15 protein-coding genes are annotated in these 16,748 nt (G+C 39.4%); 3 read left to right on the top strand and 12 right to left on the bottom strand.

Annotated elements, in window-relative coordinates; all coding sequences use genetic code 11:
- Positions 1–26: 26 nt before the first annotated feature.
- Positions 27–1,331, bottom strand: coding sequence for a surface-displayed alpha-enolase (gene eno, locus AWH02_RS06330; protein ID WP_002906836.1), 1,305 nt, complete (start codon positions 1,329–1,331; stop codon positions 27–29).
- A 205-nt stretch (positions 1,332–1,536) separates the two neighbouring features.
- Between eno and AWH02_RS06325 the strand changes: the two genes are divergently transcribed.
- Both AWH02_RS06325 and AWH02_RS06320 read left to right on the top strand, forming a co-directional pair.
- Positions 1,537–1,986, top strand: a complete 450-nt coding sequence (locus AWH02_RS06325) for a DUF1694 domain-containing protein (RefSeq protein WP_060553590.1) — start codon at positions 1,537–1,539, stop codon at positions 1,984–1,986.
- A gap of 1 nt (position 1,987) precedes the next feature.
- Entirely contained in the window at positions 1,988–2,326 is a 339-nt protein-coding gene (locus tag AWH02_RS06320; RefSeq protein ID WP_060553591.1) for a nuclear transport factor 2 family protein, read from the top strand.
- Here the strand turns inward: AWH02_RS06320 and AWH02_RS06315 are convergent.
- The 9 genes from AWH02_RS06315 to AWH02_RS06275 form a co-directional block, all read right to left on the bottom strand.
- Complete coding sequence (locus tag AWH02_RS06315) at positions 2,323–3,441, bottom strand: glycerate kinase family protein (RefSeq protein ID WP_060553357.1); 1,119 nt, start codon at positions 3,439–3,441, stop codon at positions 2,323–2,325. The genes AWH02_RS06320 and AWH02_RS06315 overlap by 4 nt on opposite strands.
- A 9-nt stretch (positions 3,442–3,450) precedes the next feature.
- Positions 3,451–4,098: a phosphoserine phosphatase SerB gene (gene serB / locus AWH02_RS06310; RefSeq protein WP_060553356.1), complete on the bottom strand. Its 648-nt coding sequence runs from the start codon at positions 4,096–4,098 to the stop codon at positions 3,451–3,453.
- 293 nt (positions 4,099–4,391) lie between these two features.
- Complete coding sequence (gene ezrA / locus AWH02_RS06305; RefSeq protein ID WP_060553355.1) at positions 4,392–6,116, bottom strand: septation ring formation regulator EzrA; 1,725 nt, start codon at positions 6,114–6,116, stop codon at positions 4,392–4,394.
- Positions 6,117–6,201: 85 nt separating this feature from the next.
- Positions 6,202–8,151, bottom strand: coding sequence for a DNA topoisomerase (ATP-hydrolyzing) subunit B (gene gyrB, locus AWH02_RS06300; RefSeq protein ID WP_045503690.1), 1,950 nt, complete (start codon positions 8,149–8,151; stop codon positions 6,202–6,204).
- 1 nt (position 8,152) lies between these two features.
- Positions 8,153–8,731 (bottom strand): HAD-IA family hydrolase, encoded by a 579-nt coding sequence (locus AWH02_RS06295; protein WP_060553354.1) that lies wholly within the window; start codon positions 8,729–8,731, stop codon positions 8,153–8,155.
- 153 nt (positions 8,732–8,884) lie between these two features.
- Positions 8,885–9,433, bottom strand: a complete 549-nt coding sequence (locus AWH02_RS06290; RefSeq protein WP_060553353.1) for a DJ-1 family glyoxalase III — start codon at positions 9,431–9,433, stop codon at positions 8,885–8,887.
- Positions 9,434–9,446: 13 nt separating this feature from the next.
- The gene (locus AWH02_RS06285) at positions 9,447–10,679 is read right to left on the bottom strand and encodes an FtsW/RodA/SpoVE family cell cycle protein (protein ID WP_045503701.1); all 1,233 of its coding nucleotides are present in this window, start codon (positions 10,677–10,679) and stop codon (positions 9,447–9,449) included.
- A gap of 12 nt (positions 10,680–10,691) precedes the next feature.
- Entirely contained in the window at positions 10,692–11,669 is a 978-nt protein-coding gene (locus AWH02_RS06280) for a YeiH family protein (RefSeq protein ID WP_060553352.1), read from the bottom strand.
- A gap of 112 nt (positions 11,670–11,781) precedes the next feature.
- Positions 11,782–14,256 (bottom strand): bifunctional DnaQ family exonuclease/ATP-dependent helicase, encoded by a 2,475-nt coding sequence (locus AWH02_RS06275; protein WP_060553351.1) that lies wholly within the window; start codon positions 14,254–14,256, stop codon positions 11,782–11,784.
- 184 nt (positions 14,257–14,440) lie between these two features.
- On the opposite strand from AWH02_RS06275, the gene AWH02_RS06270 reads away from it, so the two are divergent.
- The gene (locus AWH02_RS06270; protein WP_048776025.1) at positions 14,441–15,076 is read left to right on the top strand and encodes an MBL fold metallo-hydrolase; all 636 of its coding nucleotides are present in this window, start codon (positions 14,441–14,443) and stop codon (positions 15,074–15,076) included.
- A gap of 41 nt (positions 15,077–15,117) precedes the next feature.
- Here the strand turns inward: AWH02_RS06270 and ftsX are convergent, their stop codons facing one another.
- Together ftsX and ftsE are read right to left on the bottom strand one after the other, a co-directional pair.
- The gene (gene ftsX, locus AWH02_RS06265) at positions 15,118–16,044 is read right to left on the bottom strand and encodes a permease-like cell division protein FtsX (protein WP_012130520.1); all 927 of its coding nucleotides are present in this window, start codon (positions 16,042–16,044) and stop codon (positions 15,118–15,120) included.
- On the bottom strand, positions 16,037–16,729 hold the full coding sequence (ftsE, locus tag AWH02_RS06260; protein WP_060553350.1) for a cell division ATP-binding protein FtsE: 693 nt from the start codon (positions 16,727–16,729) through the stop codon (positions 16,037–16,039). Before ftsE ends, ftsX begins: the two co-directional genes overlap by 8 nt.
- Between the last annotated feature and the right edge of the window lie 19 nt (positions 16,730–16,748).

Below are 16,748 nucleotides of genomic sequence, written 5' to 3'. Positions count from 1 at the left end.
GATTTGCTTCATTCCATTAGAAGGAATTATTTTTTCAAGTTGTAGAAAGCTTGAAGACCTTTGTATTGAGCAACTTCACCAAGTTGATCTTCGATACGAAGCAATTGGTTGTATTTAGCAATACGGTCTGTACGTGAAAGTGAACCAGTCTTGATTTGACCTGCGTTAGTTGCAACTGCGATGTCAGCGATTGTTGAATCTTCAGTTTCACCTGAACGGTGTGATACAACTGCAGTGTATCCAGCTTCTTTAGCCATTTCAATCGCTTCAAAAGTTTCAGTAAGAGTACCGATTTGGTTAACTTTGATAAGGATTGAGTTAGCAGCACCTTCTTTGATACCACGTGCAAGGTAGTCAGTGTTTGTTACGAAGAAGTCGTCACCAACAAGTTGTACTTTCTTACCAAGACGTTCAGTAAGAGCTTTCCAACCATCCCAGTCATTTTCATCCATACCATCTTCGATAGTGATGATTGGGTATTTGTTAACCAATTCTTCAAGGTAGTCGATTTGTTCTGCAGATGTACGAACAGCAGCGCCTTCACCTTCAAATTTAGTGTAGTCGTATACTTTACGTTCTTTATCGTAGAATTCTGATGATGCACAGTCAAATCCGATAAATACATCTTTACCTGGAACATAACCAGCAGCTTCGATAGCAGCGATGATAGTTTCTACACCATCTTCAGTTCCTTCAAAACGAGGAGCGAATCCACCTTCGTCACCAACGGCAGTTTCCAAACCACGAGATTTAAGGATTTTCTTAAGAGCGTGGAAGATTTCAGCACCGTAACGAAGAGCTTCTTTGAATGTTGGAGCACCAACTGGCAAGATCATGAACTCTTGGAATGCAATTGGAGCATCTGAGTGAGATCCACCATTGATGATGTTCATCATTGGAGTTGGAAGAACTTTAGTGTTGAATCCGCCAAGGTAGCTGTAAAGAGGGATTTCAAGGTAGTCAGCAGCAGCACGAGCTACAGCGATAGACACACCAAGGATTGCGTTTGCACCCAATTTACCTTTGTTAGGAGTACCATCAAGAGCGATCATTGCACGGTCGATGGCTTGTTGGTCACGAACATCGTAACCGATGATAGCTTCAGCGATAACATTGTTTACGTTATCAACTGCTTTTTGTGTACCAAGACCACCGTAACGAGATTTGTCGCCATCACGAAGTTCAACTGCTTCGTGTTCACCTGTAGAAGCTCCTGAAGGAACCATTCCACGTCCGAATGCACCTGATTCAGTATAAACTTCTACTTCAAGTGTTGGGTTACCGCGTGAGTCTAGGACTTCGCGAGCGTAAACATCAGTAATAATTGACATTTCTTACTCTCCTTTGAGTTTTTTTATTTACTCTTCTATCATACTCTAAATAAGCGTTTTTTTCAAGAAAAAATCGTCTCTTAACCTTAAAAAATCTAGATTTATCAAGCAACCGCTTACACTTTGCATACTTTTTCTATTTTTATGAAATATTATGAAAATAAGTATTTTTGCAGCCCCTATGACTTTATGCTATACTAAACCTATGACAGATATTAATAAAGTAATCATGGAGAAAGCCCAAGGCGGTGCCAAACTTAACCCTGATGAGCAACGAAAATTTTTAGGAACTTTTGAGGAACGAGTACTGGTCTCCTGCTCTATTGAGCAAGCAAATGGCTCTCTCGTTCGTAGTCACTTCAAAGAAGTGCTCAGCAAAATTGTAGAAAACTATCAGCCTGTCCTTGTCAAAATTTCACCAGAAGTGGAGTCTAGCAATCAAATCTTTTATTTGAAAATATCTAAAGATCTTAGTTGTGAGGCAACAATTGTTTCTGGTGATTACCAAACTTCTCCATTTGGCCTCATTATCCACAGTGACCATCTAGTCCAAGTGGATGATAAGGACATGTTCCAACAGTTTGCTAGTCTTTTTCAGCCAACAGAAAAGCCTACAAAAGAAAAGCAATCTATCTGGAAAAAGTGGTTTGGATAAGATGACTAATATAGAGAAACTTTTTGCTTTTTTTGATGCAGAAAATCAGCGAGATTGGCAAACCTATCAGACTTTTCTTTCTGATCATGTTAGCTGGGAATTAGAAGGTGACACAACCGAAATCATCAAAGGAAAAACAGGCTACCTGACTAAGATTCAAAAAGCCTACCATAACAACCCCGTCCAATTTCGTTGTACTTATTATCAGCTTAGTCCCGACCAGAATCGGATTGTGACCATTTTAGAAAATGACTTGGGTGACCTGTCTTGTGACATCTTCTTCTTTGAAAAGGGCTTGATAGTCAAAGAACTTGAATACCTACTAAAAAAGGCGGACTAACCGCTTTTTTTCATTTTTAGTAGATTACCAACATTTCTAGCTGTTCGAATCAAATTTTGCTCAGCCTGTTCTAGTATCTTATCTAAACTATCTGCTCGTGCAATAATCGGAAAAGCTGCCTGAATATTTTCAATCGGGAAATCTGGTAAATCATCTGCCAGACTACCGCAAATAGCCAGTACAGGGATACCTTCAGGTGTTCGTCTTGCGACCCCAACAGGTGCTTTACCCGCCAAAGACTGACGGTCCATTCGTCCTTCGCCAACGACGACCAAGTCCGCTTTTTTTACTCTGTCATCAAAATCCAATAAATCTAAACAAGTTTCAATGCCCGAAACAATTTTTCCTCCGGCAAAAGCAACCAGTCCTGCAGCCATTCCGCCTCCGGCTCCAGCTCCATCCATATCAATCACCTGAGGATCAACCAACTGATAGAAATCTGCCATAGCTTGATCCACTTGAGAGAATAATAAGGATGCTAGACCTTTCTGACCTCCGAAAACAATTGTCGCACCACGCTCACCGCAAAGAGGATTGTCAACGTCCGTCAAAATCTCAATCTCAACTTCTTTCAAGAAAGCAGGAACCTGCTCAGCTGATATTCGAGCGACCTTTCCCAAAGACGAGCCAATGGGGCGCAATCTATGATTGCCCACATCGAAAAATTCATAGCCCAATCCAGCTGCCAATCCAATCCCACCGTCGTTACTGGCCGAGCCTCCAACACCCACTAAAATTTTTCTGACACCATCTTCAGCTAGGTACAAAATCAATTCTCCCAATCCTTTGGTCTCTATGGCCAAGGGATTTCGTTTTTCATAAGGAATAGAGGCGAGTCCGACCAAGTCAGCCATCTCAAACAGTGCTTGCTGACCGTTCCTAGCATAAGGCATATTTACTGGCTGGCCAAAAGGACCAGTCACAGTGTGGTAAAATTCAGTCCAGCCCAAGGCTGATGTCAGCGCAGCCATTGTCCCCTCGCCCCCGTCACCGACCGGCAGCAAGTCAAAGCTAGCATCTGGCAAGGCCTGAGAAAATCCGTTCTGCAGAGCCTGAGCAACCTGAGGAGCTGATAAACTTTCCTTGAAAGAATCTGGTGCAATTAGGATATGCATACTTCTCTCCTATTCTTTTCTATTGTCTAAAAGAGCAATAACCCGATAGAGGTTGCGTTCTTGAATCTGATAAGGAGCCTGCTCACGCACGATTGGCTTTGCCATAAAGGCAATTCCCATCCCCGCCGCCTGAATCATAGGCAGATCATTGGCACCATCCCCCATAGCAATCGTTTGATTTAATTCTAAATTGTTTTCAGCTGCCCATGCATTTAGCATGGCAAGCTTGGTATCCCTAGTGACAATCTCTCCTAAGACTTGTCCTGTCAAAAGGCCCTGCTTGATTTCCAAACGGTTTGCCTTGACGTAGTCAACTCCTAGCTGCTCAGCCAGTCTGTCCACGGTCTCATGAAAACCACCTGACACCAAGCCTACTTTATAACCACGCTTATGCAGCTCCTTGACCAAGTCCTCGGCTCCAGGCGTGAAGTGGATTCTTTCTGCAATTCGATCAAAAATATCCTCCGGCAGGCCTTTTAAAAGAGCGACCCGCTCACGTAAAGAAACTTCAAAGTCTAATTCTCCTCGCATGGCACGTTCGGTAATAGCTGCAACCTGAGCTCCCACACCCGCTTCTTCTCCTAGCAGGTCTATTCCCTCTTCCATGATTAAGGTGCTGTCTACATCCATGACTAAGAGACCTTTTATTTGCTCCATTCTTTCACCTCATTATATGCTTACATCATTTTATCATTCACTCCATGAACCAGGAAGCTTTTTCCCCATTTTGTTCACATAAGATTTTTCCTACGGAAAAACTTTCTGCCTTTCAGGACATTCTTTTCTCAATCTTGAAGTCTATTGCTTAAAATGTGAGATATTCAAGAGCAAAAGCTTTTTGTTAAAGAGTCAACTAATGGGGAAAATCTTCAGCAAAGACCATCCTTATCCCCATTATAACATAAGAAAATGGAGAGAATAAAAATAAAAAAGTTCCCTTAGGAACTCTTTTAAAATCGAATATTTTCACGAGTTTTCTCATAAGATGTAACAAAGCGACTTGTTACGCCAGGCTCGACAACTTCAAGAGCTTGAGAAATCACTTCGAATGAACTTTCATAATCGAATTGATTTTCAAAGATATTCAAAGCTTTATTAAAAGCTTCCTGAATACTTTGATCAAAGGAACGATAACGATTAGAATACTGGAGAAGTTGTTCTGTCAAAGTTGCGTACTGAACAATCTGATAGGTTTCAGTTTCCAAATCATGAATGTCATTTGTAACATTTTCAAGTAACAAATTAACATTATCAATATTTACGCGCAACTGCTCCAACTCTGTAAGCAAGGCCTCTGTATGATCACTGGCTGTAAAGAAGAGACTTAAGAAACTCTTTGGAATTCCTGGTAAATTGCGTTTTTCCATATAGCGCTTAATTGTGTGAAGCTTGTTGATGTAGATGTTGACTTTTTGACGAGCATTGTCATCATCTTTTTCAATTCTCTCTAAACGCTCACCAAGAGTGATTTGTTCGTCTTCAATTTCTTTCAAGCGCTCTTGAGTTGCTTCAAGTGCTTCCTGAGTTAACGAATAAGCTTGTTTATTTTCAGCTGAGTCTTCTACAGTAGCTAAAACAACTGCCTCTAATGCAGACAATTCACTTTGTAAATCACGAACTTTCTCATCTTCTTCATCAGATAGAAGATACATCTTAGACAAACGATCCAACTCACTTTGAAGGTGTTGGTTGTTTTCTTTTGTATGTTTCAAATAAGCTGGTAAGTTTTCTTGTAATTTTTCAACAACTTTCTGAGCAGCAATCTCTCGCGTAAAGATGTCATACAAAGCATTGATTTCTTCTTGAATTTGAGTATTTTCATATTGGGCATTATCCAGCTCCAAAGCAGCAATATTCTCATAGTTTTGAGTGATATTAGAATGGAGTTGTGAGAAGCGAGACTCGATATCCGTTTCAACAAAATGATATCCAGCTTCCACTAATTTCCGATAACCAGATTCAAGATCTTCCAGCTGGTCTGGTAAAACTTCTCTTAGTTCAGTGACAATACTTGGCACCTTATCAACAATATGAGTTAAAGCAAGGATATGGTTCTCAGTTTTATCCAAAATATCCGCAGCTTCTACTGGGTCCCCAGAAGAATTAAGGGTAACAAATTGGGAGAACTCTGATTCAATATTTTGCAATTGCTTTTGAATCTCTTGAACTGCTGGTCCATACTTTTCAGTATCTTCAGCTACTTTAACTTGTAGATTTTCAAACAATTCCAAAGCATGGAGAACACGTCCGCTATTTTTAGCTTCTTGCTTTTCTAAGTCAGCTAAGGCCTCACGGATTAACTCAATATCTTCTTCAACCAGATTAATCTGACTTTCAATGTTATCAATCGCATGCTTTGCCTTTAGAAAGCGAAAGGAATTGTTATAACCTTCTGCTTCAAAGATATTATTTTCAATATCTGCAAAAGAATTAAGGGAAAGGTCAACCCATTTTTGATTCCACTCACGGAAAGTCACCTGACTTTGACCGATGAGATGCATATTCTTAATCGCCTCTACTTCATCATTCACAGGAAGATTATATAGTTTCTCTTTGCGTTCTTCCAAACTATCAAGTAGAGTCTCATTTCTCTTTCTTAGGACAACAGCAGCTACATAAGCAAGAATTAAAGCTACTGCAATCACTATGATTAGAATAATTAGTCCGTTAGACATATAAAACTCCTTCGTATTATTACTTGAGAATAAACATAATGATTATATCATAATTTCATTAGTCTTGTATATAATTTCTTCATTTCTATACATCTAATGTACTGTAAACAGCATTTTCTTCGATAAATTCACGACGTGGTTCTACCCTATCTCCCATCAGCATATCAAAGATCTTGTCTGCTTCTGCTGCATCGTCAACTGAAACACGCGCCATCAAGCGGTGTTCTGGATCCATGGTTGTTTCCCATAGTTGGTGATCATCCATTTCTCCCAAACCTTTATAACGTTGAATTGAAGGCTTAGAGCGACCTTCACTATACCTAGCTAAGGCTTCTTGAAGTTTTATTTCTTGATCAGCACCTGGCTGAATATATTCTTTTACTTCGCTTCCAACTTTAACACCATAGATAGGTGGCTGAGCGATATAAACATAGCCTGCTTCCAAGACCGGCTTCATATAGCGATAAATCAAAGTCAAAAGCAAGGTACGAATATGAGCTCCATCGACATCGGCATCAGTCATGATAACCAATTTTTGGTAACGACACTTGCTAATATCAAAATCAGCACCAAAACCAGTTCCCATAGCCGTGAAAAGGCTCCGGATTTCTTCGTTGGCCAAAATTTTATCCATGCTGGCCTTCTCAACATTGAGAATCTTACCTCGAATTGGCAAGATTGCCTGAAATTCACGGTTCCGTCCTGACTTAGCTGAACCTCCAGCTGAGTCTCCCTCTACGATAAAGAGTTCTGTTTCAGCAGGATTATTTGAGGAACAATCCGCCAGTTTACCTGGCAAATTCGAAATTTCCAGGCCAGATTTTTTACGGGTGACTTCTCTCGCTCTTTTTGCAGCTATTCTAGCTTTTGAAGCCAAAATTCCTTTTTCGACAATCTTCTTAGCAACTGCAGGATTTTCTAAAAGAAAATCTGAGAACGCTTCGCTAAATAGACGGTTGGTAATTTTAACAACTTCGCTATTTCCCAGTTTGGTCTTGGTTTGTCCTTCAAACTGAGGATTTGGGTGTTTAACAGAGATAACTGCTGTCAAGCCTTCTCGAACGTCTTCACCTGTGAGATTATCTTCGTTTTCTTTGAGAAGTTTATTCTTCTTAGCGTAATCATTGATGACTCGAGTTAGGGCTGTACGGAAACCTTGCTCATGTGTCCCACCTTCATGTGTGTGGATGTTATTTGCAAAGCTCATCACCGTTTCATGGTAGCCTGTCGTATACTGCATAGCTACTTCCACGGTTATATCTTCCATTTCTCCATCTGTATAGATAGGATTGTCGAAGATTACTTCCTTATTTTCATTGATGTACTGGACATAACTAGCAATCCCACCTTCGTAATGATAGTCTTTGCTTTGTTCCATACCATCTCGTTTATCGGTAATTGAGATAGACAAGCCTCGATTGAGAAAGGCAAGTTCTTGGATCCGTTTATTGAGTTTTTCAAAATCAAATTCAACAGTCTCGGTGAAGATTTCTGGGTCTGGCGTAAAATGAACCGTTGTACCCGTACGATCTGTTTCACCGATTACTTTCAAATCAGCTACGACCTGGCCACGAGTGTATTCTTGGAAGTGAATTTGACCATTTTTATATACTTTAACATCTAGTTGGGTGGATAAAGCATTTACAACAGAAGAACCTACACCGTGAAGACCTCCTGAAACCTTGTAGCCGCCACCGCCAAATTTCCCTCCAGCATGAAGGACCGTAAAGACAGTTTCAACAGCAGGACGACCTGTTTTTTCCTGAATATCGACAGGGATCCCGCGCCCATCATCGACTACTGTGATAGAATTGTCTTTTTCAATAAAGACTTGAATATGACTAGCAAAACCAGCCAAGGCTTCGTCAATAGAGTTATCAACGATTTCCCATACCAAATGGTGCAGTCCTTCTTTAGAAGTTGATCCAATATACATACCCGGACGCATACGAACTGCTTCAAGTCCTTCAAGGACCTGAATCTGGCTGGCATCATATTCTTGAGATTGGATGTCTTGTTGCTTTTCTTCTGTCATTTTATTCCTTTTCTGTATTTAAATGTAAATAATTCTTTAGATTTTCCATACTATCAAAAAGATAAGTAGCAAAACCTGCAGCTTGACCAGCCTCTATATCTAATGGGCGATCACCAATAACTAAGCAGGAGCGAATCTGGTACTTTTCCTTAAGATAATTCATGGATTCTGGGTCTGGTTTCCTCTTAAAACCATTATCAGCTGTGACAATTTCTGTAAAGAGGGATTCAATTCCTGTTTTAGAGATAATTTCTAAAACCTGATTGTCCCGGTGGGAGACTAAAAAGTTTCTGCCACCTTGCTCAATTATGTTCTCTAATAGCTCTTTTGCCCCGTTAAATAAAACAGGATGCTGAAGTTCCTTAGCTTCATTGGCCTTGTAAGATCTCAAAAAATCTTTCACTCCCGGTGCAAACTGCTGCACTGCATGATCCGTTGATACTTTTAAAGCTTGATATACTTCATCATGGCTAGCTTCTATGCCTAATGACGCTAAAGTTCGTACAAAAGCAGCTGTGGAAGTTTCATAATTATCGAGAAGCGTACCGCCTAAATCCCAGATATAATCTTGATAATCCATAGCTTTTATTATACCATATTTTTCCTGAAAAAGCGCTAATATTGGCAAAATATACTGATAAGAATCCTTTTAAACCAAATAAAAATAAAGTATGGATTCCTCATTTATATTAATAAATAAAAAACCCACTTATTGATAAATGGGTTTCCTAGTTTATTCTCCAAAAACATCTGTATATAGCATACCCTGGCGTAAAGAATCCGCATCACCACCTAGCTCCTCCACTATGGCATAAGCAAAAGCAAGCGCAGTTGAGGGACCTCGACTTGTAATAAGTTTGCCATCAGTAACCACCGTTTCCTTCAGGTAATTCCCGCTCTTAATGCTCTCCTCAACGCCATTATAACAGGTGAATTTTTTATTCTCCAGTACTCCTGCTTTTTCAAGTGCTATGGGAGCGGCACAGATTGCAGCAATCCACTTATCTTCTACCTGCATCTTAGCTAGAGCTTTCATTAGGTCCTGATCATCTCTAAGATTAGCAGATCCAGGCATTCCACCCGGCAAAACAACCATGTCATAATCATCTAAATTTCCTTGCCACAATCGGTCAGCTTGAACACTGATTCCATGAGAACCTGTCACTAATTTCTCAAATCCAAGCATATGACAGGTAATATTGGCCCGACGCAAAACATCCACAACCGTGAGTGCTTCTATTTCTTCAAAACCATTAGCCAGTATAACCGCAACTTTCGTCATGAATCCTATCCTCCTATTTTAATTTTTTCAGAATAATTTTCTTTCGTCTTCTAGAATATCCTGTCTGTTGCTCTTCTAAAAGATTATTTTGATAACTAACAGAAAGCAAGAGACCTACTCCAATTAGGTTACTGATAATAGAGGAGCCTCCTTGGGAAATAAAGGGCAGGGGAATTCCTGTTAAAGGAAGTAAGCCCGTCACAGCTCCAATATTTTCAAAAATATGAAAAATCAGCATCATAGTGAGACCAGTAGAAATGTAGGTATAAAATTGATTGTTCGATTTCAGAGTAATCCTTAACATGCGATAAATAAGCAAAAGGTAGAGGGCAATCAGGAAGATCGAGCCCATAAAACCAAAGTCTTCCGCAATGACCGTAAAGATCATATCACTTTCTCGCACCGGCACTAATAAATTGGATACATTAAAACCTTGCCCCCAGATTCCACCGCTACCGATAGCAATCTGGCCCTGAGCTTGTTGATAAGTAGTTGTTTGGGCATATTCAAAAGGATGAAGCCATGCTAAAATCCGGTTAATTTGGTAAGTCGGCATGCCTAGATTGTGAAGAAACGCCCTACCACCTTCCCAGGTGAAAATTAGCATAAAAGCTAGAAAAAGTGAAACGCCCGTTAGAAAGATAGGAAGAATAATTTTCCAAGAGACTCCAGATAAGAGAACAATTCCTGAAAAAATGGCCATAAAAACAAGAGCCGTACCCAAGTCACTCTGTAAGGTCAGCAAAATCAAGACTGGCACAGTATAGAGAAAGAGCTCTAGAATCAATAGCCAATCCATTTTGATAGTCCTAATCTTGTCTTTATTTCGTTGGCTGAATTGAACAACTGAACGCGATAAGATCAGAATATAAGAGATTTTCATAAACTCTGACGGCTGGAAGAGGGTCGTACCACCAATAGTTACCCAGTTTTTAGCTCCTGTCGAAGCAACAAGAGACGGGCTATAAAAGACCAGGGGTAGAACCATGAGACCTAAACCGAAAACGTAGAGAAGGGGAGTTATCTTCCAAAGAAATTTGGTGTTAAAAAACATGACGACAAAACTAATCACAATCCCTAAAGCTATCCAAGCAATTTGCTGTCCAACTATAGCCCAGGCACTAGCAGGATAGTCATGATTCACTGCTATATAAATGGCCATGATGCCAAAAATCAATAAACAAATAACTGGTAAAATTAAACTATAATCCACTCGCGAATCAATCGAGGGTTTAAAATAAGACATACTCACTCCTATCTAGAAGAAATACTGAATAATCAAGCTAGAGACAGCAACAACAAACCAAGCAAAGGCACCCGTTAAAAGTGGAGCTGCTCCTGCTTGTTTAAACTGAGCAAAAGAGACCCGAGAGCCTATTCCTGCTAAAGCCATTGCCATCAGCCATTGAGATAGAATTTTTGTAAAGGAAATAAAGGAAGCAGGTAAAAAACCCGTACTACTAATCAGAGATGCACAGACAAACCATAAAATAAACCAAGGGAAAATTTTCTTTAAATCTACTTTTTGTTTAGATGACTGGGACTTAATATAGCGAACACCTGCAAAAATGAGACAAGCTGGCACAATCATCAGAGCTCGACTTAATTTAACAATAGTTGCCAAATCACCAGCAGTCTGTCCATAGGTATAGCCAGCAGCTACTACAGACGAAGTATCATTGATAGCTGTCCCTGCCCAGGTTCCAAAGGTTTCGGCCGACATCTGCATAACATGTCCAAGAAAAGGAAAAATGAAAACTGCTAAAATATTGAAGAAGAAAATAGTTGAAATCGAAAGAGCAATCTCTTCTTCTTTAGCTTCTAAAATAGGTGAAGCTGCCGCAATAGCAGACCCCCCACAAATAGCCGTTCCAAATCCAATCAACAAGGTTAAGACTCGTCCCATTCCCAAAAAACGGCCTATAAGATAAGCGGATAAAAAGGCTAGTAAAATCGTAAGAATACTGATTTTTAAAGATGATAAGCCTGTTGCAGAAACTTTTGAAATAGACAGACTAAAACCTAGCAAGATAATAGAATACTGTAAGAGTTTCTTACCCGAAAAAACCAAGCCAGAATGAAATTTCTGAGGAATTTTCCAAAAATGATTCAACAGAATACCAAGTAAAATTGCAAATACACTGGAGCCAAACAAAGGAAAAGCTTTGCCCAAAAAAGTAGCAAGCGCAGCTATGGCTAAAGATAAACCCAAACCTGGAATGTATTTTTTAAACATGATTAATCAGAACCTTCTTCTTTTTTCAATGTTTCTATTATAGCAGAATTTAGAAACTTGAGTTGAGTGAGTGTTAAAAGTTTTTAAAAATTCTTTGATCTCCAAACACAAGTTACTCGTTTTTCTTTTTTTCAATCTTTTTCTTAAAATAAAGTCCTATATCTTGTCGAATTTGATGAAAAGAAGACTGCTCAATTGGTGCTGTCTTAGATAAGACTCCTCTGATCTGGCGACTATATCGCTTGGTATAGACACGATTATCCAAGATAAGAACAGCAGACTGCTGTTTGCGATGGCGAACCGTCCGTCCCAAAGCTTGTTTCAAACGTAGAATCGCAACCGGCAAACTATAATCATAAAAGGGGTTTTTCCCTTCTTGTCGAAGTCGTCGATTCATCTTTTGCGTGAAAACATTTTGCGGATTGTCAAAAGGTAGACGTGTAATGATTTGAATCATTTTGTCCTGACTAGAAAAATCCGTTCCTTCCCAGAAACTACCTGTACCTAGTAATATTTGGGCTTCTCCTCGATCAAAACGACGTTTAATGTTACTAGCATCACCATTTTTATACTGAGCTAGATGCTGCAAAGACAAATTTTCTGATACTTCCAACAAGAGCTCCTTAGAAGTAAAGAGAACTAAAATCGGAAGGTTTAGGTCATATAAACTTTCAATCCTCTCAACAATGAATTGGGCATGGTGGGGAAGTGGCAAATCAGCCAAATCTGGAAAATCTTTATCGACCCAAATTCTCTGCTGGTGATAATTCTTAGCTGGCAAATGATAAAACTGATAGACTTGAAAGCCAAGTAGCTGAGCTAGATTCACCTTTCGGCTGATTTCTAAGGTTGCAGATATGAAAAAGAGCTGGACCCTTTCAGGCAGAAAATCCTGAAAGTTCATCAAAGATAATCTAGCTGCATGAAGACTAGTTACTCGATGTTGTTCAAAATATTCATCTTCCAACCAAAATTGTTCATACCTGTGATCCAAAATCTCACGCAATTCTGGAAGATAGTGATCTGGAAGTTCAGACAAATCCTGTCTAAGCTTAAGTAAGGTTTTGTCACTTACTTCACTCACTCTTTCGTTATGAAGAACTTCCACTAGCTGTGCTAGTTCAAATTGCAGACTTTCAAGTAAACGGCGTTCCAGAAGAGAATCCACACGAAGAATTTCTTGCTGAATTGTCTGCAATAGCTGATTCATCTTGAGACTTTTTTGAGAAAAACTTTCTAAAGCCAAAAAGAGCTTCTGAGCCTCATCTACTACTAAAATACGTCCTTCAATCAAACTTTTATCATCTTCTAAACGAGTGAGGAGGTAAGCGTGATTAGTCAATAATACTCTACTCTCCCTTGCTTTTTCCTGACCAATCTGCCAAAAATCTACACCGTAAAACAAAGATTTTTTGCTCAATTGGCCGTCATGTCCTATCTCCTCAAAAAAAGCTTGATAACGATGAGCTTGACCAATTTCTTCTAAGTCTCCTGTTTTAGTTTCAGTAAGCCAAACTAAAAGCTGCATCTTGCAACGGTTAAGCAAGCGATTATCATCCAAGCGCTCTAAACTCTGGTAAAAAGCATCCAACTTGATATAGGATTTTGGACTTTTTAAACTATGAAAAGCTACTTGAAAAACCTCTTCAATCGCTCTTCCTTCTCCAGTTGCAATTTGATCCTGCAAAATTTTAGTCGGTACACTGACTACGATCTTTTCCTGACAATGTGCCAAAAGAGGTAGCAGATAACCATAGGTCTTTCCTAAGCCAGCCTGGGCTTGTAAGAAATTAGGCAAAGGATTTTTTATGGCCTCTTCTATGAGAGAAGCAAACTTTTGCTGTTCAGGTCTTTCTTCTAGTCCAAGCAAAGAAATATTTTTAGCAAAATCACTAGATAGACATCTTTCTTTACCAATCTTAGACTGCTTTCTTAAATAAATTCCGTGACAATCAAACCAATCATCTGCTCTTCCATCTGGCATCTTCTCAAAACAGTCTTCCAGCACCAAGCGAGACTCATAAATCAAGCTATCAGACAAAACAAGAAGGCGTTCTAGTAAGGGCTTGGGTAAACTTTGAATTTTTTCTTGGATTTTTAAAAATAGCAGGGCAGTCGCCATAGCATCTGAAATAGCGGTATGGGCTTGTTCCAAAGGAATTTCCAGTAGTTCACAGAGACTGGATAGCCCATATTTTTCATAAGTTGGAAACACGACTTGAGCCAACTCTACAGTATCGACACGAGGAGACAATAAGTCAAAGCCTTCCCAAAAAAGGGACTCTGCTAATAGATTCGCATCAAATTTAACATTATGGGCTACAAAAACTGCATCTTCAATCAGTTCATAGATCTCACGCGCCACCTGAGAAAAATCTGGTGCCTGGCTCAAGCGTTGATCAGACAAACCTGTCAGCTGTTTGATATGTTCTTCTAAAGCCTCATGAGGGTTAATATCTGTCTGGTAGGTCTGCTTAATCTCTCCATCTTCTAGAATGACAATTCCTACTTGAATAATTTTTGCAGTGCTACCTGTTCCTGTCGCTTCCAAATCGACAATAGCATACTTCATATTTTTTCGTTTCATCTTATCAAAATTATACCATGTTTGCAGTCAAGATGCGAGGCTAGAATAATGAAAACCAGAGAGCACTTAGATGATTTCTTGATTATACAATCTACTTTTAGCAAAAGATAAATAGCCCATTTTCAAGCTTCATTTCTGCTAAAACTTATTTTTTTTGATACACTCATCATAGAGAGGAAGAATCATGCAAGTACATAAAACATTAAATCCTTTAGCTTACGAAAATACCTATTATATAGAAAATGACAGTCATCTGATCCTAGTTGATCCCGGTAGTAATTTTCAAGCAATCCAAAAGAAAATCACTGAAATCGGAAAGCCTATTTCAGCAATTTTACTAACCCATACCCATTATGACCATATCATGAGCCTAGATTTGGTTCGAGAATCATTTGGATATCCTCCAGTCTATGTAGCTGAAAGCGAAGCCAGCTGGCTCTATACACCTGAGTTGAATCTTTCTGGACTCGATCGACATAATGATATCGAAACACTTGTTTTAAAACCGGCTGAGCATTTCTTTATTTATCATGAAAAATATGACTTGGATGGTTTCACATTTTATGTTCTACCTACACCAGGCCACTCAATTGGAGGAGTCTCCCTTGTCTTTCCTGAAGGATATTTCGTTCTCTCTGGTGACGCTCTCTTTAGAGAATCAATTGGACGCACAGACCTTCCAACTGGAAATTTTGACCAGCTGATTACTGGTATCAAACAAGAATTGCTTCATTTACCAAAGGAATATGATGTCTATCCAGGCCACGGACCGGCTACGACGATTGCACATGAAAAAATGTTCAATCCATTTTTAAAATAAACGAACAGAATGAAAAGGATTAGCTAAGCTAATCCTTTTGTTTATATCTTCAAGAAACGTCTCATTGAGAAGACAGATCCAATTGAGCCAATAATGATTCCCAAAACAAAGAGAGAGGCAATCATGATTGGAATAAATAATTTAGGTGCAATCATTGAGAGATTTTGTGCCACTAAACCTTTATTGACTGATCGATAGGCAATATTATATGCAAAATAAACCAGGGCTGCTGGCATAACAGCTCCAAGTAGACCAATCCAGGCACCTTCTAACAAGAAAGGTCCGCGGATATAACTATTTTTTGCGCCTACCAATCGCATAATTTGAATCTCGCGACTCCGAGAAATAATGGTAATCCGAATAGTATTGGAAATCAAGAAGATAGCAATGAATATCAACATACCAGCCAAGATTAAGCCCCAAGTCTGAATAAAGTCAGCCAAAGAGAAAATCCGCTTGGTGTTTGCTCCACCATCTTGAACATCAGAGACTCCATCGATTTTCTGGGCTTCTTCCTTCACTGAAGAAACATATTTTGGGTCGGTTGTCTCAACGATGTAGGCATCGTATAGGGGATTGGCGTCACCATCAAAGATTTTCCAATCACTTCCCATAGTCTCTGTCAATTTTTCATATTGCTCTTGCTTACTTGAAAAAGTAATTTTCTCAATATGATCAATTTTTTTCAAAGCATCATAGACTTTATGGTAATTTTCATTATCAACTGTCTGACCTTCTTTAACAACCGTCAAACTGTTGTCTTCAATATCCTTGCGAACATAAACCATCACTCGAACATTGTTTTTTAAGTCATTGGCTAATTTTGTCGTATTCAAAATAACCGAAACAAAAATAGCAACCAAACTAAGAGTAATCATTACCGTACTGATTGCGGCTACCGTCATCCAACCATTTCGCTTCAAACTTTTTAACGACTCTATCAAATGACGGAAAAATCTACTAATCATCGTATCCGTATTCTCCTTCCGCTTCATCACGTACCACACGGCCATTTTCAATCGCAATGACGCGATGGCGTAAAGTATTTACAATTTGGCTATTGTGGGTCGCCATTAGAACAGTTGTACCTTGCAGGTTAATCCGCTCTAATAAGTTCATAATTTCCCAAGAGTTATCTGGGTCCAAGTTCCCAGTTGGCTCGTCAGCAATCAAAACCTTAGGGTTATTGACAATGGCACGAGCGATAGCAATCCGCTGTTGCTCTCCCCCTGAAAGCTCATTAGGGAAAGAACGGACCTTGTGCTTAAGTCCCACTAGGTCTAATACTTCCATAACCCGTTTCTTAATGTGACTTCTGCGTTCACCAATTACTTCCATGGCATAGGCAATATTTTCATAGACTGTCTTCTTTGGAAGCAGTTTATAGTCTTGGAAAACTACTCCTACTTTACGGCGAAGCATTGGTACATCGCGTTTTTTTATCTTAGCCAAATTAAAACCGGCTACTTTTAGTGCACCCTTATCTAGTGCAACTTCACGGTAGAGCAAGCGAATAAAAGTTGATTTCCCTGCACCTGAGGGTCCTACAATATAGGCAAATTCCCCTGGTTCTACTTTCACCGTCACACCTCGTAAAGCTGTTGTCCCGTTGTCGTATTTTTTGACAACATCTCTCATTTCAATAATAGACATTTATTACTAAAATTCCCTT

Source organism: Streptococcus gordonii (assembly GCF_001553855.1).
GTDB lineage: Bacteria > Bacillota > Bacilli > Lactobacillales > Streptococcaceae > Streptococcus > Streptococcus gordonii.
Note: the sequence above shows the minus strand (reverse complement) of the source record. Positions and strands in the feature narration are given on the sequence as shown.

Excerpts from the sequence above, each read along its gene's own strand:
- AWH02_RS06270 (WP_048776025.1), top strand. The coding sequence starts at position 14,441 with ATGCAAGTACATAAAACATTAAATCCTTTAGCTTACGAAAATACCTAT.
- eno (WP_002906836.1), bottom strand. The coding sequence starts at position 1,331 with ATGTCAATTATTACTGATGTTTACGCTCGCGAAGTCCTAGACTCACGC.
- gyrB (WP_045503690.1), bottom strand. The coding sequence starts at position 8,151 with ATGACAGAAGAAAAGCAACAAGACATCCAATCTCAAGAATATGATGCC.
- AWH02_RS06325 (WP_060553590.1), top strand. The coding sequence starts at position 1,537 with ATGACAGATATTAATAAAGTAATCATGGAGAAAGCCCAAGGCGGTGCC.
- AWH02_RS06275 (WP_060553351.1), bottom strand. The coding sequence starts at position 14,256 with ATGAAACGAAAAAATATGAAGTATGCTATTGTCGATTTGGAAGCGACA.
- AWH02_RS06290 (WP_060553353.1), bottom strand. The coding sequence starts at position 9,433 with ATGACGAAAGTTGCGGTTATACTGGCTAATGGTTTTGAAGAAATAGAA.
- AWH02_RS06280 (WP_060553352.1), bottom strand. The coding sequence starts at position 11,669 with ATGTTTAAAAAATACATTCCAGGTTTGGGTTTATCTTTAGCCATAGCT.
- ezrA (WP_060553355.1), bottom strand. The coding sequence starts at position 6,116 with ATGTCTAACGGACTAATTATTCTAATCATAGTGATTGCAGTAGCTTTA.
- AWH02_RS06315 (WP_060553357.1), bottom strand. The coding sequence starts at position 3,441 with ATGCATATCCTAATTGCACCAGATTCTTTCAAGGAAAGTTTATCAGCT.
- AWH02_RS06320 (WP_060553591.1), top strand. The coding sequence starts at position 1,988 with ATGACTAATATAGAGAAACTTTTTGCTTTTTTTGATGCAGAAAATCAG.
- AWH02_RS06285 (WP_045503701.1), bottom strand. The coding sequence starts at position 10,679 with ATGTCTTATTTTAAACCCTCGATTGATTCGCGAGTGGATTATAGTTTA.
- serB (WP_060553356.1), bottom strand. The coding sequence starts at position 4,098 with ATGGAGCAAATAAAAGGTCTCTTAGTCATGGATGTAGACAGCACCTTA.
- AWH02_RS06295 (WP_060553354.1), bottom strand. The coding sequence starts at position 8,731 with ATGGATTATCAAGATTATATCTGGGATTTAGGCGGTACGCTTCTCGAT.
- ftsX (WP_012130520.1), bottom strand. The coding sequence starts at position 16,044 with ATGATTAGTAGATTTTTCCGTCATTTGATAGAGTCGTTAAAAAGTTTG.
- ftsE (WP_060553350.1), bottom strand. The coding sequence starts at position 16,729 with ATGTCTATTATTGAAATGAGAGATGTTGTCAAAAAATACGACAACGGG.